Genomic DNA, 18,985 nt, shown 5'->3' with positions numbered 1-18,985 from the left:
ACCCCACCCCACCCCGAGTGAGAGCAACGTTCCCCGGTGGTCACCGTGGGGCACAGGGATGAAATGCGGGCTTCCTACCTTCTGGAGCGTCGGCCGGGGCACGGCGACTACTCCGTGGAGGCGTGTGATGTGGATCGAGCGGTGGGAGCCGGAGGACGAGCGGTTCTGGAAGGAGGAGGGCGGGGAGCGGGTCGCGCGGCGGAATCTGGCGTTCTCCGTGCTGTCGGAGCACATCGGGTTCTCGGTGTGGAGCCTGTGGTCGGTGATGGTCCTGTTCATGGGGCCCGAGTACGGGATCGACGCCGCCGGGAAGTTCTTCCTGGTGTCGATGGCGACGCTCGTGGGAGCCGTCGTCCGGGTGCCCTACACCTTCGCCGTCGCCCGGTTCGGGGGGCGGGACTGGACCGTCATCGCCGCCTCCCTCCTGCTGCTGCCGACCGTCGCCGCGTTCGTCGTCATGGAGCCCGGGACGTCGTACTCGACCTTCATGGTGTGCGCCCTGCTCACCGGGATCGGCGGCGGGAACTTCGCGTCCAGCATGACCAACATCAACTCCTTCTTCCCGCTGCGGAAGAAGGGGTGGGCCCTCGGGCTCAACGCGGGCGGCGGCAACATCGGCGTGCCCGTCGTGCAGCTCGTCGGGCTCGCCGCCATCGGCGCGGGGGGCGGGCCCCGGCTCGTCCTGGGCATCTACATCCCGTTGATCGTCGTCTCCGCCGTCTGCGCCGCTCTGTACATGGACAGCATTTCCTCCGTCCGCAACGACACCGGCGCCGTGCGCGCCGCCCTGCGCGATCCGCACACGTGGATCATGTCCCTTCTGTACGTCGGGACGTTCGGGTCGTTCATCGGGTACAGCTTCGCCTTCGGGCTCGTCCTGCAGACGCAGTTCGGGCGTACGCCGCTGGAGGCCGCACAGGTCACCTTCATCGGGCCGCTGCTCGGCTCGCTGATCCGGCCCGTGGGCGGGCGGCTCGCCGACCGGTTCGGCGGGGCCCGCATCACGCTGGCCGACTTCGCCGCGATGGGCGCCGCGACCGCCGTGGTCGTCGTCGCCTCCGTGCGGGAGTCGCTGCCGCTGTTCGTCGGCGCGTTCATCGCGCTGTTCGTGCTCACCGGGCTCGGCAACGGCTCGACGTACAAGATGATCCCCGGCATCTTCCAGGCGAAGGCCGAGCGGCGGGGGCTCGTGGGGGAGGAGGCCGCCGCCGATGGACGGCGGCTGTCCGGGGCCGCCATGGGGCTGATCGGGGCCGTCGGCGCGCTCGGCGGGCTCGGCATCAACCTCGCGCTGCGGCAGTCCTTCCAGACCGTGGGCTCGGGGACGGGGGCGTTCCTCTCCTTCCTCGGGTTCTACGCGGTGTGTTCGGGCGTCACCTGGGCCGTATACCTTCGCCGGCCGCGCGCCGCCGCCCGTGCGCTCCCCGGCAGCGGCAGCGGGACCGATCGCGGGATCGGTGCGGAGACCGAGGCGAAACCGCGGCCCGGATACGCCGAGGTGTGATCCACCCGACACGTGGATCATGGACGTAACCTGGCGGACATCGTCGTGAACCGGGCCTGACACGCGCCGTTGACAGGCTCGGTCGTCCGCCGCCCACGAGCCAAGAGCGGGACGAGACAGGCCTATGCACGAGAAGACCGGCAGTGCCCCGACGACAGCAGCAGCGCACGGTCCCCTCGCCGGCTTCACCGTCGGCGTGACCGCGGCCCGCCGCGCCGACGAGCTCGGCGCGCTGCTGCGGCGGCGCGGCGCCACCGTGCTGCACGCGCCCGCCCTGCGCATCGTTCCGCTCGCCGACGACAGCGAACTCCTCGCCGCCACCAAGGAGTTGATCGACCACGCACCGGACGCCGTGGTCGCCACCACCGCCATCGGGTTCCGCGGCTGGATCGAGGCCGCCGACGGCTGGGGGTACGGCGAGGCCCTGCTCGGCTGTCTGCGCGGCGTCGAACTGCTCGCCCGCGGACCGAAGGTCAAGGGCGCCGTGCGCGCCGCCGGCCTCACCGAGGAGTGGTCGCCCTCCTCCGAGTCCATGGCGGAGGTACTCGACCGGCTGCTCGGCGAGGGCGTCGCCGGGCGCCGCATCGCGCTCCAGCTGCACGGCGAGCCGCTGCCCGGCTTCGTCGAGGCGCTGCGCGCCGGGGGCGCGGAGGTCGTCGGGGTGCCCGTCTACCGCTGGCTGCCGCCGGAGGACCTCGGGCCCGTGGACCGCCTGCTCGACGCGATGGCCGGGCGCGGCGTCGACGCGGTGACGTTCACCAGCGCTCCCGCCGCCGCCTCGCTGCTGGCCCGGGCCGAGGAGCGGGGCATGACCGCCGAGGTGCTCGCCGCGCTGCGCCACGACGTGCTGCCCGCCTGCGTGGGGCCCGTCACCGCGCTGCCGCTGCAGTCCCTCGGGCTGGACACGGTGCAGCCCGAACGCTTCCGGCTCGGCCCCCTCGTACAGCTGCTGTGCCAGGAACTCCCGTCCCGCGCACGGGCGTTGCCCGTCGCCGGGCGCCGGGTGGAGATCCGGGGGCACGCCGTCCTCGTCGACGACGAGCTGCGGGCCGTGCCGCCCGCGGGGATGGCCCTGCTGCGCGCCCTGGCCCGCCGCCCCGGCTGGGTCGTGGCCCGCGCGGAGCTGCTGCGCGCGCTGCCGGGCGCGGGGCGCGACGAGCACGCGGTGGAGACGGCGATGGCCCGGCTGCGGACGGCCCTGGGGGCGCCCAAGCTGATCCAGACGGTCGTCAAGCGCGGCTACCGGCTGGCCCTCGACCCGGCGGCCGAGGGGAAGTACGCGGACTGACCGCTGGGGGCGGGCCGATCGTGGGGCGAGTCAGTGGTCGCGCCCCCGCCCGAACAGCACCAGCGCCCGTGCCAGCAGCCCGAACGCCACCGTGCACAGCGCCGCCCGCACCGCGTTCCAGGCCACCCACGCGTCCTCGAACCGCTCGCGCACGGCCGCCGGATCGGCGATCCTCGCCGGGTCGCCCGCGGCCGCGAGGTCGTCGTTCAGGGGGACGTTCGCCCCCGAGGTGAGGACGAACGCCGCGGCGTACACGAGCAGCGCCGCGAACACCCACCACCGCAGCGTGGTGCGGCGCAGCTGCCAGGCGGCGGCCGCCGTGCACAGCAGCGCCCCGAAGAAGCTCGCGAAGAAGACCGGGTTCTGGATCACGTCGTTGATGTTCTGCATGACCTCGATGTAGACGCGGTCCCCGCTGCGGGCGAGGCCCGGCATGACGGCGCACGCGAAGACGTAGAAGGCCCCGGATATCAGGCCCATGGCCAGCGTGGCCGCCCCCAGGACGACACCGGCCGCGCGTCCCGCCGGCCCGCTGCTCCGTCCGAGGGACCCGGGGGCCGGCTTGCTCGCCGACTTGCCGACCGGGCCGCCCGCCGACTCGCTCGCCGGGCCCGCATTCTGACTGTTCGTCATCCGCTGCTCTGTCATGGGTAGGAGTCAACCGTCCGGCCCGCTCCCCGGCCATGGCCGGCCGTCGCGCCCCCATACGCGACCGTCTCGCGGTGGCAGGGGTTCCGGACCCGCCGGGGGACGGGCACTGTAGGGGTACGCGACGGCATTCACTCACCGGTAACCCCCAAGGCGGTGACAGGAGCATGGCGTTGGGCACGGACCCGGCTCCGTACGAGCTGCGATTCGACTCCGGGCGGAGCTGCCTGGACCTCGTGGCGACGAACCACCCCGTGGAACGGCTCGACTCGGTGGAGCGGCTGCGCGCCTGGCTGGCCGGCGCCGGTCTCGTCCCGGCGGGCGCGCACCTGCCCGGCGTGGGCCCGCAGTGGCTCGCCGCCTTCCGCGAACTGCGCGGCCATGTCTCCCAGTTGGTGCGCGGCGAGCTCGGCGGCCGCCCCCTCGACGCCGTCGCCGCGCTGGACCGGGTGAACGCGCTGGCCGCGACGGCGCCCCCGGCGCCGTGCGCGGTGCGCGCCGACGACGGCACGCTGGTGCGCGCCCTGCGCGGCGACCCCGGCTGCGCGGCGCTGGTCGCCGCGGTCGCCCGGGACGCCGTCGACCTGCTCACCGACCCGGCCGCCCGCGCGCTGCTCCGCCAGTGCGAGGGCGACAACTGCCCCATCGTGTACCTGGACACCTCCCGGGGCCGGCGCCGCCGCTGGTGCTCCAGCGAGGTGTGCGGCAACCGCGAACGCGTGGCAAGACATCGGCGCAGGGCGGCGCTCGCCCGGACGTGAGCGGGGTCCGTGCGGGGCCGTCGGCGCCGCGCACGTACCCGCCCGTTGAACGCGTCTCGTCCCGGCTACGTACCTCCGGCATGAGACCCGTCCGAAGCGCGGACAACGGAGGTACGCGTGCGCAAGGATTCCGCCGTGGCCGATGAACGCCCGCAGCCGCCCCGACATCGCCTGCGCCGACCGCCGGGCCCGGACGAGGAGTTGATGCGTGCGCTCTACCGCGAGCACGCCGGACCACTTCTCGCCTATGTGCTCCGGCTGGTGGCGGGGGACCGCCAGCGCGCCGAAGATGTCGTACAGGAAACGCTCATCCGTGCCTGGAAGAACGCCGGTCAGCTCAACCGGGCGACCGGTTCGGTACGCCCCTGGCTGGTGACGGTCGCCCGGCGCATCGTCATCGACGGCCACCGCAGCCGGCAGGCCCGGCCGCAGGAGGTCGATCCGTCGCCGCTGGAGGTCATCCCCGCGGAGGACGAGATCGATAAGGCACTGTGGCTGATGACCCTCTCGGACGCGCTGGAGGACCTGACTCCCGCGCACCGGGAGGTACTTGTCGAGACCTACTTCAAAGGGCGTACGGTCAATGAGGCGGCGCAGACGCTGGGCATCCCCAGCGGCACGGTCCGCTCGCGGGTCTTCTACGCGCTTCGCTCCATGAAGCTGGCGCTCGAGGAGCGGGGGGTGACGGCATGACCGAGTCCTACGGTCACCATGGCGCGCGGCAGGACGACACCGTCCACGAGACCGTCGGCGCCTACGCCCTCGGCATCCTGGACGACGCGGAGGCCACCCGGTTCGAGGAGCACCTGGCGGGGTGCGAGTTCTGCGCGCAGCAGCTGGAGGAGTTCTCCGGCATGGAGCCGATGCTCGCCGCGCTCGCGGACCTGCCGGGACCGCGGGGCGTGCCGGAGATCGGCGAACAGCTCGCCGCGCGGCCGGGCCCGCGGCTCGCCGAGAGCCTCGTGGACGAGGTGGCGGCCAAGCGGGAGCGCCGCCGCAGGCGCGGTCTGTATCTCGTCGCGGCGGCGGCCGCACTGATCATCGGGGGCCCGCTCACGGTCCTCGCGGTGACCGACGACGGCGGCTCCAAGGACGCGGTGGCCGAGCCGCACTCGACCAGCCCCGCCGAGGACGCCTTCTTCCACCACATGGAGGAGAAGTCGCGCGCCACCGACCCGTCGACCAAGGTCAGCGCGACGGTCGGCACGGAGAAGAAGGCCTGGGGCACGCACGCCGTCCTGGAGCTGAAGAACGTCAAGGGCCCGCTCAAGTGCTCCCTGGTCGCCGTCGGCAAGGACGGCGAGAAGGAGACCGTCACGAGCTGGTCGGTGCCCAGGTGGGGGTACGGCATCAAGGACAGCCCGAACAAATGGGCACGCAGTCCGCTGTACGTCCACGGGGGCGCCGCGATGGCCCGGAACGAGATCGATCACTTCGAGGTGACCACGTTCGACGGCGAGCGCCTGGTCAAAGTGGACGTGTAGGACGCGACCAGTGCACAGCGGGGCCCCCTTTCGCCTAAGGTGGACGGCTGCTCGGTACGGGCAGCAGCACGGTGTGAAAGGGGCCCCGGTGGCCGACGTCAACGCAGTAATGCCGTCAGGCACACGCGACCGCGAGATCAGCGTCGAACAGCGACATCTCGACCAGGTCTACCGGCGCCTCGAGGAGAAGATCCACGAGGCCGAGTTCCTGATGAACGACGCGGCCAAGCGCTCCCAGGTGGGTACGCCGGGCGCGCTCGCGGAGCGCGACGCGCAGGTCTTCCGCGCCGGCGTCCACCTCAACCGCCTCAACAACGAGTTCGAGGACTTCCTCTTCGGCCGCATCGACCTGCTCCTGGGCAAGGACGGCAAGAAGGGCCCCGACGGCGCGTACACGGCGGTCGAACCGGCCGAGGGCGCGGTCCGTGAGGACGCGGACGGCAAGCGCGCGGACATCGCGGAGACCCTGCACATCGGCCGCATCGGCGTCCTGGACGCGGACTACTCCCCGCTGGTCATCGACTGGCGCGCGCCGGCCGCCGCGCCCTTCTACCGGGCCACGCCGGTCGACCCCGGCCGGGTCGTGCGCCGGCGCGTCATCCGCTCCAAGGGCCGCAAGGTCCTCGGCGTCGAGGACGACCTGATGCGCCCGGAGATCACCGCGTACCTCGACGGCGAGGAGCTCCCGGCGATCGGCGACGGCGCCCTGATGGCCGCGCTCGGCCAGGCCCGCAGCCACTCGATGCGGGACATCGTGGCGTCCATCCAGGCCGAGCAGGACCTGGTGATCCGCGCGCCCGCCGCCTCGGTGACGTACGTGGAGGGCGGCCCCGGCACCGGCAAGACGGCGGTGGCGCTGCACCGCGCCGCGTACTTGCTCTACCAGGACCGCCGCCGGTACGCGGGCGGGATCCTCATCGTCTCCCCGACCCCGCTCCTGGTCGCCTACACCGAGGGCGTCCTGCCCTCCCTCGGCGAGGAGGGCCAGGTCGCGATCCGCGCGGTCGGCTCCCTGGTGGACGGCGTGGAGGCCACGGAGTACGACAGCCCGGCGGTGGCCCGCGTCAAGGGCTCGTCGCGGATGCTGAAGGTGCTGCGGAAGGCGGCGCGGGGCGCGCTGGAGGGCACGGAGCCCCGCACGGAGTCCCCGGCCCCGCAGGACGGCCAGCTGGCCTTCGGCGAGGAGCCCGCGGAGCCCGCGCAGCCGAAGGGCGCCCCCACCCGCCTGCGCGTCGTCGCCTTCGGCCGCCGTCTGGAGCTGGAGGCCGGCCACCTCGACCGCATCCGGCGCGCCGCCCTCGGCGGCACCGCCCCCGTCAACCTGCTGCGCCCGCGCGCCCGCAAGCTCCTCCTGGACGCCCTGTGGTCCCAGTCCGGCGCGGCCGGCCGGCACAGCGACCCCGAGCTCGCCGCCGAGCTCCGCTCCTCCTTCGACGACGACATCACCTCCGAGGACGACTTCATCCGCTTCCTCGACGCGTGGTGGCCGGAGCTCACGCCGCGCGCGGTGCTCACGGCGATGGGCGACGAGAAGCGGCTCGGCCGCTGGGCCCGGCGGATCCTCAACCCCGGCGAGGTCCGCAAGGTCGCCCGCTCCCTGCGGCGCGAGGCCCTGTCCGTGCACGACGTGGCGCTCCTGGACGAGCTCCAGGCGATCCTCGGCACCCCGCACCGCCCCAAGAAGAAGCGCGAGCTGGACCCGCTGGACCTGCTGACCGGCCTCGAAGAGCTGATGCCGCAGCGCGAGGAGTCCCAGCGCGAGCGCGCCGAGCGCCTGGCGGCGGAGCGCACCGAGTACGCCCACGTCATCGTGGACGAGGCCCAGGACCTGACGCCGATGCAGTGGCGCATGGTGGGCCGCCGCGGCCGGCACGCCACCTGGACGGTCGTCGGCGACCCGGCCCAGTCCTCCTGGTCCGACCCCGACGAGGCGGCCGAGGCGCGCGACGAGGCCCTCGGTACGCGCCCGCGCCGCCGCTTCACGCTCACCGTGAACTACCGCAACCCCTCCGAGATCGCGGAGGTCGCCGCCAAGGTGCTGGCCCTCGCGATGCCGGGCTCGACGTCCCCGTCGGCGGTCCGCTCCACCGGCGTGGAGCCCCGCTTCTGCGTCGTGCGGGACGGGGACCTCGGCGCGTCGGTGCGGGCGGAGGCGGCGCGGCTCCTGGAGCGGGTCGACGGCACCGTCGGCGTCGTCGTCGCGATGAACCGCCGCGAGCAGGCGGCCCGCTGGCTCGCGGACCTCGGCGAGCGCGTGGTGGCGCTCGGCAGCCTGGAGGCCAAGGGCCTGGAGTACGACGCGACGGTGGTCGTCTCCCCGGCGGAGATCGCGGACGAGTCCCCGGCGGGCCTGCGGGTCCTGTACGTGGCGCTGACGCGCGCGACGCAGCAGCTCACGGTCCTGTCGGGCGAGCGGGACGAGCCGGACGCGGACGGGGTCCCTGACCTCCTCAGGGACTGAACACTTTTACCCGCTGGGACGGGAATTGCCTTACGGGGATCGTTTGTTACCTTGGATGTGGCACCGGCTCGATCCAAGCCCCCGGGCCCAACCTTCGTCGCTACGAGCGACCACTTGCCGCGAGGCGAGCATGGCGGGTCGGTGTCATGAACGTACGAGAGAGGCCCACGTCACCACGTGACGTGGGCCTCTTTCCGTGTTCCGGGGACCTCTTCCAAGACGCGCCAACTTCTCGTATGGTGGAAACAAGTTTCCGAAACTGCAGCGCACTGGCCGGTGAACAAAACGTTCGCAATCCGGGGTGACTACCAGGTACTCGACGGTAGGTGCGACCATCGGACGGCAAGAGCTACAAGGTGAAAGCAGAGGAAGTCGGCCATGGCAACGGCGCCCAGCGTCTCCTACTCGATGACGGTCCGGCTGGAGGTGCCCGCGAGCGGAACCGCGGTCTCCCAGCTCACCACGGCCGTCGAGTCATCCGGGGGCTCGGTCACCGGCCTCGACGTCACGGCCTCCGGCCACGAGATGCTGCGGATCGACGTGACGATCGCGGCGACCTCCACGGCGCACGCCGACGAGATCGTCGAGGAGCTGCGCGGCATCGAGGGCGTCACCCTCGGCAAGGTCTCGGACCGTACGTTCCTGATGCACCTCGGCGGCAAGATCGAGATGGCGTCGAAGCACCCCATCCGCAACCGTGACGACCTGTCGATGGTCTACACGCCGGGCGTCGCCCGCGTCTGCATGGCGATCGCCGAGAACCCCGAGGACGCGCGCCGCCTCACCATCAAGCGCAACACCGTTGCGGTCGTAACGGACGGCTCGGCCGTCCTCGGCCTCGGCAACATCGGCCCGATGGCCGCCATGCCGGTCATGGAGGGCAAGGCGGCCCTCTTCAAGCGCTTCGCCGACATCGACGCCTGGCCGATCTGCCTGGACACCCAGGACACCGACGCCATCGTCGAGATCGTCAAGGCCATCGCCCCCGGCTTCGCGGGCATCAACCTGGAGGACATCTCCGCGCCGCGCTGCTTCGAGATCGAGGCCCGCCTGCGCGAGGCCCTCGACATCCCCGTCTTCCACGACGACCAGCACGGCACCGCGATCGTCGTCCTGGCCGCCCTCACCAACGCCCTGCGCGTGGTGGGCAAGGGCATCGGCGACGTGCGCGTGGTCATGTCCGGCGCCGGCGCGGCCGGTACGGCCATCCTGAAGCTGCTCCTCGCCGCGGGCGTCAAGAACGCCGTCGTGGCCGACATCCACGGCGTCGTGCACGCCGACCGCGAGGACCTGGTCTCCGCCGACGCGGACTCGCCGCTGCGCTGGATCGCCGACAACACCAATCCCGAGGGCCTGAGCGGCACGCTCAAGGAGGCTGTCGTCGGTGCCGACGTCTTCATCGGCGTGTCGGCCCCGAACGTGCTGAACGGCGACGACGTCGCGGCCATGGCCGAGGGCGCCATCGTGTTCGCGCTCGCGAACCCGGACCCCGAGGTCGACCCGGCAATCGCCCGCCAGACCGCGGCAGTTGTGGCCACCGGCCGCTCGGACTTCCCCAACCAGATCAACAACGTCCTGGTCTTCCCCGGCGTCTTCCGCGGCCTCCTGGACGCCCAGTCGCGCACGGTGAACACCGAGATGATGCTGGCCGCCGCGGGCGCCCTCGCGGACGTCGTCGCCGAGGACGAGCTGAACCGGAACTACATCATCCCCAGCGTCTTCAACGACAAGGTCGCGGGCGCGGTCGCCGGCGCGGTGCGCACGGCCGCGAAGGCCGCGGGTGCCGCTGTGACGGGCCCCACGGCCTAGGGCGCCCCGGCGCGTCGCCCGACCCGGGCCCGACGGGCCCCTCTAGGGTGGCTTGGCAGTAAGCCCTCCGGCCCCTTCTTTCGAGGGGCGGCGGAAGCTTTTCGTGTGACCCCAGCGGGCGCCGGATTCGCTTTCCCGCCGCAGGTGGGGGCAGGATGCGTAATCGGGCGCGAGGGTCTGACGTCAGACCCGGGTCCGGGGACTGTCCAAGGACCCTGGCAGCATCGTCTTCGCTGTGCCCATCATGCGGCTCTGCCGCGTGGCACGCCTCAACGGCAAAAGAACACGGGAGTACAAAAATGAACCGCAGTGAGCTGGTGGCCGCGCTGGCCGACCGCGCCGAGGTGACCCGCAAGGACGCCGACGCCGTGCTGGCCGCGTTCGCCGAGACCGTCGGCGAGATCGTTGCCAAGGGCGACGAGAAGGTCACCATCCCCGGCTTCCTGACCTTCGAGCGCACCCACCGTGCCGCTCGCACCGCCCGCAACCCGCAGACCGGCGAGCCGATCAACATCCCGGCCGGCTACAGCGTCAAGGTTTCGGCCGGTTCCAAGCTGAAGGAAGCCGCGAAGGGCAAGTAAGGCCTCAAGCAGCGAAGAGGGGCGGTCACCCACCGGGTGACCGCCCCTCTTCATGTGCGTGCGGTGGGCCCGGCTCGCGCCGGGCCCGACCCGCTAGCCGAGCGCCGCCTTGCCGGGCAGCTCGACCTTCGCGCCGAGCTCGACGAGCTTCTCCATGAAGTTCTCGTAGCCGCGGTTGATCAGGTCGATGCCGTGGACGCGGGACGTGCCCTGGGCCGCCAGCGCCGCGATCAGGTACGAGAAGCCGCCGCGCAGGTCGGGGATGACCAGGTCGGCGCCCTGCAGCTTGGTGGGGCCGCTGACGACCGCCGAGTGCAGGAAGTTGCGCTGGCCGAAGCGGCAGTCGGAGCCGCCCAGGCACTCGCGATAGAGCTGGATGTGTGCGCCCATCTGGTTGAGCGCGGAGGTGAAGCCGAGGCGGGACTCGTAGACCGTCTCGTGGACGATGGAGAGGCCCGCGGCCTGCGTGAGGGCCACGACCAGCGGCTGCTGCCAGTCGGTCTGGAAGCCGGGGTGCACGTCCGTCTCCAGGGCGATGGCGTTCAGCGAGCCGCCCGGGTGCCAGAAGCGGATGCCCTCGTCGTCGATCTCGAAGGCACCGCCCACCTTCCGGTAGGTGTTCAGGAACGTCATCATCGAGCGCTGCTGGGCGCCGCGGACGTAGATGTTGCCCTCGGTCGCCAGGGCCGCGGAAGCCCAGGAGGCGGCCTCCAGGCGGTCCGACAGGGCGTGGTGGTTGTAGCCGCCGAGGCTGTCGACACCGGTGATCCGTATGGTCCGGTCGGTGTCCATGGCGATGATCGCGCCCATTTTCTGCAGGACGCAGATCAGGTCCTCGATCTCCGGCTCGACCGCGGCGTTCGAGAGCTCGGTCACACCCTCGGCGAGCACGGCGGTGAGCAGGACCTGCTCGGTGGCGCCCACGGACGGGTACGGCAGCCGGATCTTGGTGCCGCGCAGGCGCTGCGGGGCCTCCAGGTACTGGCCGTCGGCGCGCTTCTCGATGGTCGCGCCGAACTGGCGGAGCACCTCGAAGTGGAAGTCGATCGGCCGGCCGCCGATGTCGCAGCCGCCGAGGCCGGGGATGAAGGCGTGCCCGAGGCGGTGCAGGAGCGGGCCGCAGAAGAGGATCGGGATGCGCGAGGAGCCGGCGTGGGCGTCGATGTCGGCGACGTTCGCGCTCTCGACGTGCGACGGGTCCATGATCAGCTCGCCCGGCTCCTCACCGGGGCGGACCGTCACGCCGTGCAGCTGCAGCAGGCCGCGTACGACTCGGACGTCCCGGATGTCGGGGACATTGCGCAGTCGGCTCGGCGCGCTGCCGAGCAGCGCGGCGACCATGGCCTTGGGCACGAGGTTCTTCGCGCCGCGGACACGGATCTCGCCCTCCAGCGGGGTTCCGCCGTGGACAAGCAGGACATCGTCGGTGACGGTCATGAATCTCGCGTTCCGATTGGATGGACGGGGGGACCAAAGGGCAAGCGTAATGGGCGCGTACCCCCCTTCCGTAAGGCCAAGGGCGCCCGGAACACGTCATGAGTTCGCCACAACACGAACCGTGCGGAACCGGACACTCCGGGTCACTGGCCCGACGGGGCGCACGGGGCGCGTTCACCCGCCCTGAACTGCATCGGCTCACATACGGCCATTACCTCCCCGCTCAGGGCAAAGATGCGGGATCATGTGGTCCATGACCGAGGTGTCCTCGCTCACAGGGCGGCTGCTCGTGGCCACACCGGCCCTGGCGGACCCGAACTTCGACCGCGCGGTCGTGCTGCTCCTCGACCACGACGAGGAGGGCTCGCTCGGCGTGGTCCTGAACCGCCCGACCCCGGTGGACGTCGGCGACATCCTGGAGGGCTGGGGAGAGCTGGCCGGTGCGCCGGGCGTCGTCTTCCAGGGCGGTCCCGTCTCGCTGGACTCGGCGCTCGGGGTCGCGGTGATCCCCGGCGAGGAGGCCCCGCCCTCCGCCCGGCGCCGCACCGGCGCGGGCGATCCCGGCCCGGGGCCCCGGCTCCGCTCCGGCAGGGGCGATCCGACCGGATTCCGCCGGGTGCACGGCGCGATCGGCCTCGTCGACCTGGAGGCCCCGCCGGAGCGGCTGGCCTCGGCCCTCGGCGCGCTGCGGATCTTCGCCGGGTACTCGGGCTGGGGCCCGGGCCAGCTGGAGACGGAACTGGCCGAAGGCGCCTGGTACGTCGTCGAGTCCGAGCCGGGTGACGTCTCGTCGCCGGATCCCGAGCGGCTGTGGCGCGCGGTGCTCAGGCGCCAGCGCAGCGAGCTCGCGATGGTGGCGACCTACCCGGACGACCCGTCGATGAACTGACCGCACCGCTCGGCGAGGGCGAGGTACCGCTCGGCCAGCGGGTGCGCGTCCCGGGCCGGAACGGCCAGGCGCACGGCGACGGGCGGGGCGTTCTTCAGGCGTACGTGGCGCAGGGACGGGTGGGCGTGCCTGCGGGCCACCGGTTCGGGGGCCACCCCCACGCCGTGGCCCGCCGCGACGGCCTCCAGCCACTCGTCGAAGTTGTCGGCGGTGCAGGCGAGGCGGGGGCGGCGCGCCGCCGGCCACAGCTCGGGGCGGGTCGTGCCGGTGACGGTGTTCACCACCAGGGGCAGGTCCGCCAGCTCCGCCCAGTCGACGACGCGGCGGCCCGCCAGCTCCGCGGCGCCGCGGGCGACGACCGCGATGCGGGGCTCGCGCAGCAGCGGCCGGGCGCGCACCGCGGCGCCGGGCGGCAGGTCGCCCCGGACGACCGCGACGTCGCACGCGCCCGTGGCCAGGCCCGCCAGCGGGGCGTCGCGCCGGACCAGGCGGACGCCGGCGCCGGTCGCCGCCTTGAAGGCGGTGATGAGGGCCACGCAGGCCTCGGGCAGGACCGAGGTGAAGCCGAGCCGGAGCAGGGGCGGTTCGGCGCCCGCCGCGGTGGCCAGGGTGGCGTCGAGGCGGGTGAGGAGCGGGGCGAGGTCGTCGCGCAGGCGGCGCCCGGCGTCGGTCAGTGCGACGCGGCGGGTGGTCCGCTCCAGGAGCCGGGTGCCGAGGCTCTCCTCCAGGGCGCGCACGGTGCGGGTCAGCGCGGGCTGGCCGACGCGGAGCCGGTCGGCGGCGTGCGTGAAGCTCAGCTCGTCGGCGACGGCGAGGAATCCCCGCAGGTGCCGCAGCTCGACGCCGTCCGGGGTGGCCGGGTCCCCGTCCCGTATCTGATCCATGCCGCCCCAGCATAAATGCACGCCGCGGGCATTTCCCCGGGAATACGGAGGCTGCCTACGTTTCTCTCCCGCCGGGCTCGGCGGTGCGAGAGAAGAGGGAGTGGACGCGGTGCGCAAGGTGTGGCTGTTGATGCTGGGGGCCTTCACGCTGGGGCTCGACGCCTATGTGATGGCCGGACTGCTGCCGGTCGTCGCCAAGGATCTGGGGACCACCGTCTCGCTCGCGGGGCAGATGGTCACCGTCTTCACCCTCGCGTACGCGGTCAGCGCGCCGCTCGTCGCGGGCATGGTGTCGGGCGTGCGCCCCCGCACGCTCATCGTCGCCGCGCTCGGCGTCTTCACGCTCGGCAACGCGCTGACCGCCCTCGCGCCGGGGCTCGCGGTGCTGCTGCTCTCCCGCGCCGTCGCGGGCGTCGGGGCCGGGGTCTACTCCGCGCTGTCCACCGCGGCGGCCGCCGCCCTGGTGCCGGAGGAGCGTCGCGGCCGGGCGCTCGCGCTGGTGATGGGCGGGATGAGCTCGGGGACGGTGCTCGGGGTGCCGCTGGGCGTACTGCTCGCCGAGGCCGCGGGGTGGCGCGCCACGATGTGGGGCGTGACCGCGCTCGGGGCCCTCGCGCTCGTGGGGCTCGCGGTGTGGCTGCCCGCGGTGCCCGCCGATCCGCCGGTGCCGGTGCGGGCCCGGCTCGGCGCGCTCACCGACCGGGGCGTCGTGCCCGTCGTCGGGGTCTCCTTCCTCGCGGCCGTCGCGAGCCTCGGGCTCTACACCTACCTCGCGCCCGTCCTCGAATCCGCGGGCGGCGTGGGGGAGGGCGGGGTCGCGCCCTACCTCTGGGCCTGGGGCGTCGGCGGGGTGCTCGGCAGCGTCCTCGCGGGCCCGCTCGTGGACCGTACGGGCAAGGTGGTCACCCTCGTCACCGGGCTGCTCGTGGCCGTGATCGTCGCCGAGAGCGCCCTGCCGCCGCTCGGTGCCGCCGCCTTCCTCGCGCTGGTCCTCTGGGGCGCCGCGGGCTGGGCGTTCCAGGTGCCCCAGCAGCACCGCCTCCTCGCCCTGCGCGCCGAGCGCGGCACGGTCGCCCTCGCGCTCAACAACTCCGCGCTCTACCTGGGCAGTGCGGTCGGTTCGGGCGTGGCGGGGCTCGCCCTCGCGGCGGGGCTCGCGCCGCGCCACCTGCCGTGGGCGGCGGCGGCCGTGGCGGCCGCGGGGCTCGTGCTCCACCTGGTGACGGCGGGACGACGGGGCTCCGGCGGCGTACTCCCCGAGACGGCCGCTGCCGGGACGCGCCGGGCGTGAGTACCCTTGGCCGTTATGAGCACTCTTGAGCCCGAGCCCGAGCGCGGGGCAGGTACGGGGACCCTCGTAGAGCCGACGCCGCAGGTGTCGCACGGTGACGGCGACCACGAGCGCTATGCGCACTACGTCCAGAAGGACAAGATCATGGCGAGCGCGCTCGACGGTACGCCCGTCGTCGCGCTCTGCGGCAAGGTGTGGGTCCCCGGCCGCGACCCGAAGAAGTACCCCGTCTGTCCCATGTGCAAGGAGATCTACGAGTCCATGGGCGCCGGCGGCGACAAGGACAAGGACGGCGGCAAGGGCGGAAAGAAGTAGTCCCTTTCGGCCTCTTGTGAGACCTCTTCGCCCGAGGGGCGTTGCGCCTGCCGCAACGCCCCTTTTGCGTCGCGCAATCGCGTGACAGCCTCTGTTTTCATGACCTTTGAGCACCTCATCCCGGCGCCCGCACGCGCCGAGGCCCTGCCTGGTTCCTCCTTCGTCACCGGCCCGTCGACCACCCTGTGGGCGGGCCCCGGCACCGAGTCCACCGAACGCTGGCTGCGCGCCGTGCTCGGCGCCTCGCTCGGCCTGCCGCTTGGCCCCGGCGCCGAGGGCGCGGGCGACTCCATCTCCCTGTACGTCGACGGCTCCCTGGAGCCGGAGGCGTACCGGATCACCGTCGACGGCGACCGCGTCGAGATCCGCGGCGGCGCGGGCGCCGGTGTCTTCTGGGGCGCCCAGACGCTGCGTCAGCTCTTCGGCCCCGACGCCTTCCGCCGTGCCCCGGTGCGGCCCGGAGCCGAGCACTCCGTGCCCGCGGGCGTCATCGAGGACGCGCCCCGCTTCGGCTGGCGCGGCATGATGCTCGACGTGTCACGGCACTTCATGCCGAAGGACGGGGTCCTGCGCTACCTCGACCTGCTCGCCGCGCACAAGCTCAACGTCTTCCACTTCCACATCACCGACGACCAGGGCTGGCGCGTGGAGATCAAGCGCCACCCCAGGCTCACCGAGGTCGGTTCCTGGCGGGCCCGCACCAAGTGGGGCCACCGCGCGTCGCCGCTCTGGCAGGAGCACCCGCACGGCGGCCACTACACGCAGGACGACATCCGGGAGATCGTCGCGTACGCGGACTCCCTGCACATCTCCGTCGTCCCGGAGATCGACATCCCCGGGCACTCGCAGGCCGCCATCACCGCCTACCCGTACCTCGGCAACAGCGACGTCGTCGACACCGAGGCGATGGAGGTCTGGGACAGCTGGGGGGTCAGCCCGAACGTGCTCGCCCCCACCGAGGACGTCCTCCGCTTCTACGAAGGGGTCTTCGAGGAGATCCTCGACCTCTTCCCGTCGACCTTCATCCACGTCGGCGGCGACGAGTGCCCCAAGGACCAGTGGAAGGCCTCGGCCACCGCGCAGGCCCGCATCAAGGAGCTCGGGGTCGGCGACGAGGACGGGCTGCAGAGCTGGTTCATCAAGCACTTCGACACGTGGCTGACCGCGCGCGGGCGGCGGCTCATCGGCTGGGACGAGATCCTGGAGGGCGGCCTCGCCGAAGGCGCCACCGTCTCCTCCTGGCGCGGCTACCAGGGCGGCATCGACGCGGCCAAGGCAGGACACGACGTCGTCATGTGCCCCGAGCAGCAGGTGTACCTGAACTTCCGCGAGGACGGCGGCCCCGACGAGCCGATGCCCATCGCGTACGTCCGCACCCTGGAGGACGTCTACCGCTTCGAGCCCGTCCCCGCCGAGCTCACCGAGGAGGAGGCCGCGCACGTCCTGGGCACCCAGGCCAACGTCTGGACCGAGGTGATGGAGCACCAGGGGCGCGTCGACTACCAGGTGTTCCCGCGTCTCGCCGCCTTCAGCGAGGTCGCCTGGCGCACGCTGCCCGCCCCGGCCGAGCGGGACTTCGCCGACTTCGAGGGGCGAATGACCGGACACTACGCGCGACTTGACGCCCTCGGCGTCGACTACCGCCCGCCGAGCGGCCCGTTGCCGCGCCACCAGCGGCCGGGCGTGCTCGGACGCCCGATCGAGGGGCTGCCCCCGAACGTGTGAGGCGACCGGCCGGAGCCGTACTCCCCGGCGGTCCGTGCCGTGGGCACGGGCCGCCGGGGGCGGACCCGAGGAGCGCGCGAGGAGCCGGCCGGAAGAAGCCGCCCGAGTGTCACCGTAGAGGGGCAATTCCCGCTGACCGGTGAGGGCGTGTGAAAACAGCACATCCGCCTGGTCTGCGGACGAATGCCTCCTAGCGGACCCCCGCGTCGGGGCCGGGGGAAGATGTGCCAGAGTTGCCACGTCCGGGTTGTGAGCACGTACCGTACGGCGGAACAGGCGTAACGGTGACACGTCGCGAACGGCGAGCACCTCACGTACGCGTCGTACGCGAGGTACGCGGCCGGGCATCGGGAAGGGGCAGCCGGTTTTGAGCACGCACGCACCGCAGGCGGCACGGACACCGCAGTCGGTGACGCTGCCCGCCACGCTCGACGAGGCAGTGGCGGCACTCGCCGCCATGCCCGCCGCCGTGCCCGTCGCCGGCGGCACGGACCTGATGGCCTCCGTCAACTCGGGACAGCTGCGCCCCGCCGCCCTCGTCGGCCTCGGCCGCATCAGCGAGATCCGCGGCTGGCAGTACCAGGACGGCCACGCGCTGCTCGGCGCCGGTCTCACCCACGCCCGCATGGGCCGCCCCGACTTCGCCGCGCTGATCCCCGCGCTGGCCGCCGCCGCGCGCGCCGCCGGACCGCCCCAGATCCGCAACGCGGGCACCCTCGGCGGCAACATCGCCTCGGCCGCGCCCACCGGTGACGCGCTGCCCGTGCTCGCCGCCCTCGAAGCCGTCCTGATCGTCGCGGGACCCGGCGGCGCCCGCCGCGAGGTCCCCGTCTCGCACCTGCTCGCGGGCATGGAGATGCTCCGCCCCGGCGAGCTCATCGGCTTCGTGCGCGTGCCGCTCCTGCACGCCCCCCAGGTCTTCCTCAAGGCGACCGGGCGCACCGGCCCCGGCCGTGCCGTCGCCTCCGTCGCGCTGGTCCTCGACCCCGCGCGCCGCGGGGTGCGCTGCGCGGTCGGCGCCATCGCGCCGATGCCGCTGCGGCCCCTGGAGGCCGAGGAGTGGGTGGCCTCACTGATCGACTGGGACGGCGAGCGGGGCAGCCTGGTGCCGGAGGCGGTGCACGCCTTCGGCGAGTACGTCGCCGCCGCGTGCATCCCCGAGCAGCCCCCGGCGGCCGACGGCACCGAACAGCCGCTGCCGCCCGCCGTACTGCACCTGCGGCGCACCGTCGCCGCGCTGGCCCGACGAGCACTGGGGAGGGCGCTGTCGTGAGCGACGACCAGAACACCAACAACGGCGGCGGCTGGCAGCCGCATCCGCAGGGCGAGTACGACTCCGACGCCACGGCGTTCGTGCAGCTCCCCGAAGGCATGCTGGACACCCCGCTCGCCGCGCCCGGCCACGGCTACGTGCCGCCGCAGATAACGGTCACCCCGACCACCGCCGACGCCACCGACCCGGCCGCCACGGGCGCGTGGGTCATGCCGCCCGAGGTGACGGGCGCGGCCGACGGCGGACGCGCGGTGCGCTGGCCCGACCCGGGCGCCGCGCCGGCGCACCCGGCCGCGCACCGGCCGGTGGAGAGCCAGGAGTACGACCCCCGGGCGACCGGCCAGTGGAGCTTCGCCGAGGCCGAGGCCGCGGAACAGGCGTACGGGCAGGAGTTCGGCCAGGAGTACGGCCAGGGGCACGAGCACGCGCAGGGCCACGAGCACGGTCACGGGCACGCGGCCGCGGCGCCGCCGTCCGATGTGACCGGGCAGTGGTCGATCCCGGTGGCCGACGGTGATCTTCCGGATGAATCGGGCGAGTTCACGGCGTCGTCGCTCGCCGTGCAGTGGGGGCGTACGCCGCCCGCGACGCTGCCGGGCGGTGCGCCCGCGCCGTGGGCGACGGAGGCGGGCGCG

The 18,985-nt window shown here is 73.1% G+C and carries 16 protein-coding genes and 1 pseudogene; 14 read left to right on the top strand and 3 right to left on the bottom strand.

The genetic code is table 11. The annotated features are described in order from the left end of the window. The first annotated feature begins 127 nt into the window (after positions 1-127). Both AOK22_RS30465 and AOK22_RS30460 read left to right on the top strand, forming a co-directional pair. Positions 128-1,504: a nitrate/nitrite transporter gene (locus AOK22_RS30465; protein WP_055701946.1), complete on the top strand. Its 1,377-nt coding sequence runs from the start codon at positions 128-130 to the stop codon at positions 1,502-1,504. A gap of 124 nt (positions 1,505-1,628) precedes the next feature. Next, on the top strand, positions 1,629-2,792 hold the full coding sequence (locus AOK22_RS30460) for a uroporphyrinogen-III synthase (RefSeq protein WP_055701945.1): 1,164 nt from the start codon (positions 1,629-1,631) through the stop codon (positions 2,790-2,792). 30 nt (positions 2,793-2,822) lie between these two features. Here AOK22_RS30460 and AOK22_RS30455 read toward each other — a convergent pair whose 3' ends face one another. Then, positions 2,823-3,440 (bottom strand): anthrone oxygenase family protein, encoded by a 618-nt coding sequence (locus AOK22_RS30455; protein ID WP_244165152.1) that lies wholly within the window; start codon positions 3,438-3,440, stop codon positions 2,823-2,825. A 167-nt stretch (positions 3,441-3,607) separates the two neighbouring features. Between AOK22_RS30455 and AOK22_RS30450 the strand changes: the two genes are divergently transcribed. The 6 genes from AOK22_RS30450 to AOK22_RS30425 all read left to right on the top strand — a co-directional run bounded on the left by AOK22_RS30450 (position 3,608) and on the right by AOK22_RS30425 (position 10,536). Further along, on the top strand, positions 3,608-4,201 hold the full coding sequence (locus AOK22_RS30450) for a CGNR zinc finger domain-containing protein (RefSeq protein ID WP_055701944.1): 594 nt from the start codon (positions 3,608-3,610) through the stop codon (positions 4,199-4,201). Between the two features lie 117 nt (positions 4,202-4,318). After that, a complete protein-coding gene (locus tag AOK22_RS30445; protein ID WP_079036917.1) occupies positions 4,319-4,894 on the top strand; it encodes a sigma-70 family RNA polymerase sigma factor in 576 nt (191 codons plus the stop codon). Then, entirely contained in the window at positions 4,891-5,685 is a 795-nt protein-coding gene (locus AOK22_RS30440) for an anti-sigma factor family protein (RefSeq protein WP_055701943.1), read from the top strand. Before AOK22_RS30445 ends, AOK22_RS30440 begins: the two co-directional genes overlap by 4 nt. 109 nt (positions 5,686-5,794) lie before the next feature. Further along, positions 5,795-8,146, top strand: a complete 2,352-nt coding sequence (locus AOK22_RS30435) for a HelD family protein (protein WP_055701942.1) — start codon at positions 5,795-5,797, stop codon at positions 8,144-8,146. 378 nt (positions 8,147-8,524) lie between these two features. Continuing rightward, entirely contained in the window at positions 8,525-9,955 is a 1,431-nt protein-coding gene (locus AOK22_RS30430; protein ID WP_055701941.1) for an NAD-dependent malic enzyme, read from the top strand. 299 nt (positions 9,956-10,254) lie between these two features. Continuing rightward, positions 10,255-10,536 (top strand): HU family DNA-binding protein, encoded by a 282-nt coding sequence (locus AOK22_RS30425; RefSeq protein ID WP_016645140.1) that lies wholly within the window; start codon positions 10,255-10,257, stop codon positions 10,534-10,536. Positions 10,537-10,629: 93 nt separating this feature from the next. Here AOK22_RS30425 and murA read toward each other — a convergent pair whose 3' ends face one another. Beyond that, positions 10,630-11,973, bottom strand: coding sequence for a UDP-N-acetylglucosamine 1-carboxyvinyltransferase (gene murA / locus AOK22_RS30420; RefSeq protein WP_055701940.1), 1,344 nt, complete (start codon positions 11,971-11,973; stop codon positions 10,630-10,632). A 244-nt stretch (positions 11,974-12,217) separates the two neighbouring features. Between murA and AOK22_RS30415 the strand changes: the two genes are divergently transcribed. Continuing rightward, positions 12,218-12,862: a YqgE/AlgH family protein gene (locus tag AOK22_RS30415; RefSeq protein ID WP_055701939.1), complete on the top strand. Its 645-nt coding sequence runs from the start codon at positions 12,218-12,220 to the stop codon at positions 12,860-12,862. Here AOK22_RS30415 and AOK22_RS30410 read toward each other — a convergent pair. Further along, positions 12,835-13,746: a LysR family transcriptional regulator gene (locus AOK22_RS30410; protein WP_055701938.1), complete on the bottom strand. Its 912-nt coding sequence runs from the start codon at positions 13,744-13,746 to the stop codon at positions 12,835-12,837. The genes AOK22_RS30415 and AOK22_RS30410 overlap by 28 nt on opposite strands. 100 nt (positions 13,747-13,846) lie before the next feature. On the opposite strand from AOK22_RS30410, the gene AOK22_RS30405 reads away from it, so the two are divergent. The 5 genes and pseudogenes from AOK22_RS30405 to AOK22_RS30385 all read left to right on the top strand — a co-directional run. After that, positions 13,847-15,037: an MFS transporter gene (locus tag AOK22_RS30405; RefSeq protein WP_244165151.1), complete on the top strand. Its 1,191-nt coding sequence runs from the start codon at positions 13,847-13,849 to the stop codon at positions 15,035-15,037. 15 nt (positions 15,038-15,052) lie between these two features. Then, positions 15,053-15,352 carry a DUF3039 domain-containing protein gene (locus tag AOK22_RS30400; RefSeq protein ID WP_079036916.1) on the top strand — a complete coding sequence of 100 codons (300 nt, stop codon included), beginning with the start codon at positions 15,053-15,055 and terminating at the stop codon, positions 15,350-15,352. 99 nt (positions 15,353-15,451) lie between these two features. Next, positions 15,452-17,077 (top strand): beta-N-acetylhexosaminidase, encoded by a 1,626-nt coding sequence (locus AOK22_RS30395; protein ID WP_055701936.1) that lies wholly within the window; start codon positions 15,452-15,454, stop codon positions 17,075-17,077. Positions 17,078-17,444: 367 nt separating this feature from the next. Then, positions 17,445-18,350 carry an FAD binding domain-containing protein gene (locus tag AOK22_RS30390; RefSeq protein WP_055701935.1) on the top strand — a complete coding sequence of 302 codons (906 nt, stop codon included), beginning with the start codon at positions 17,445-17,447 and terminating at the stop codon, positions 18,348-18,350. Beyond that, positions 18,347-18,985, top strand: a pseudogene (locus AOK22_RS30385) (hypothetical protein); the annotation flags it as partial. The gene AOK22_RS30390 and the pseudogene AOK22_RS30385, both read left to right, overlap by 4 nt.

It is taken from the genome of Streptomyces silaceus (assembly GCF_001419745.1).
In the GTDB taxonomy this organism is placed as follows: domain Bacteria; phylum Actinomycetota; class Actinomycetes; order Streptomycetales; family Streptomycetaceae; genus Streptomyces; species Streptomyces silaceus.
This window is presented reverse-complemented; position numbering and strand designations above follow the sequence as displayed.

What these genes read in the sequence shown, in the direction of transcription:
- AOK22_RS30465 (WP_055701946.1), top strand. Translation starts at nt 128, where the DNA reads ATGTGGATCGAGCGGTGGGAGCCGGAGGACGAGCGGTTCTGGAAGGAG.
- AOK22_RS30460 (WP_055701945.1), top strand. Translation starts at nt 1,629, where the DNA reads ATGCACGAGAAGACCGGCAGTGCCCCGACGACAGCAGCAGCGCACGGT.
- AOK22_RS30455 (WP_244165152.1), bottom strand. Translation starts at nt 3,440, where the DNA reads ATGACAGAGCAGCGGATGACGAACAGTCAGAATGCGGGCCCGGCGAGC.
- AOK22_RS30450 (WP_055701944.1), top strand. Translation starts at nt 3,608, where the DNA reads ATGGCGTTGGGCACGGACCCGGCTCCGTACGAGCTGCGATTCGACTCC.
- AOK22_RS30440 (WP_055701943.1), top strand. Translation starts at nt 4,891, where the DNA reads ATGACCGAGTCCTACGGTCACCATGGCGCGCGGCAGGACGACACCGTC.
- AOK22_RS30435 (WP_055701942.1), top strand. Translation starts at nt 5,795, where the DNA reads ATGCCGTCAGGCACACGCGACCGCGAGATCAGCGTCGAACAGCGACAT.
- AOK22_RS30430 (WP_055701941.1), top strand. Translation starts at nt 8,525, where the DNA reads ATGGCAACGGCGCCCAGCGTCTCCTACTCGATGACGGTCCGGCTGGAG.
- AOK22_RS30425 (WP_016645140.1), top strand. Translation starts at nt 10,255, where the DNA reads ATGAACCGCAGTGAGCTGGTGGCCGCGCTGGCCGACCGCGCCGAGGTG.
- murA (WP_055701940.1), bottom strand. Translation starts at nt 11,973, where the DNA reads ATGACCGTCACCGACGATGTCCTGCTTGTCCACGGCGGAACCCCGCTG.
- AOK22_RS30415 (WP_055701939.1), top strand. Translation starts at nt 12,218, where the DNA reads ATGTGGTCCATGACCGAGGTGTCCTCGCTCACAGGGCGGCTGCTCGTG.
- AOK22_RS30410 (WP_055701938.1), bottom strand. Translation starts at nt 13,746, where the DNA reads ATGGATCAGATACGGGACGGGGACCCGGCCACCCCGGACGGCGTCGAG.
- AOK22_RS30400 (WP_079036916.1), top strand. Translation starts at nt 15,053, where the DNA reads ATGAGCACTCTTGAGCCCGAGCCCGAGCGCGGGGCAGGTACGGGGACC.
- AOK22_RS30395 (WP_055701936.1), top strand. Translation starts at nt 15,452, where the DNA reads ATGACCTTTGAGCACCTCATCCCGGCGCCCGCACGCGCCGAGGCCCTG.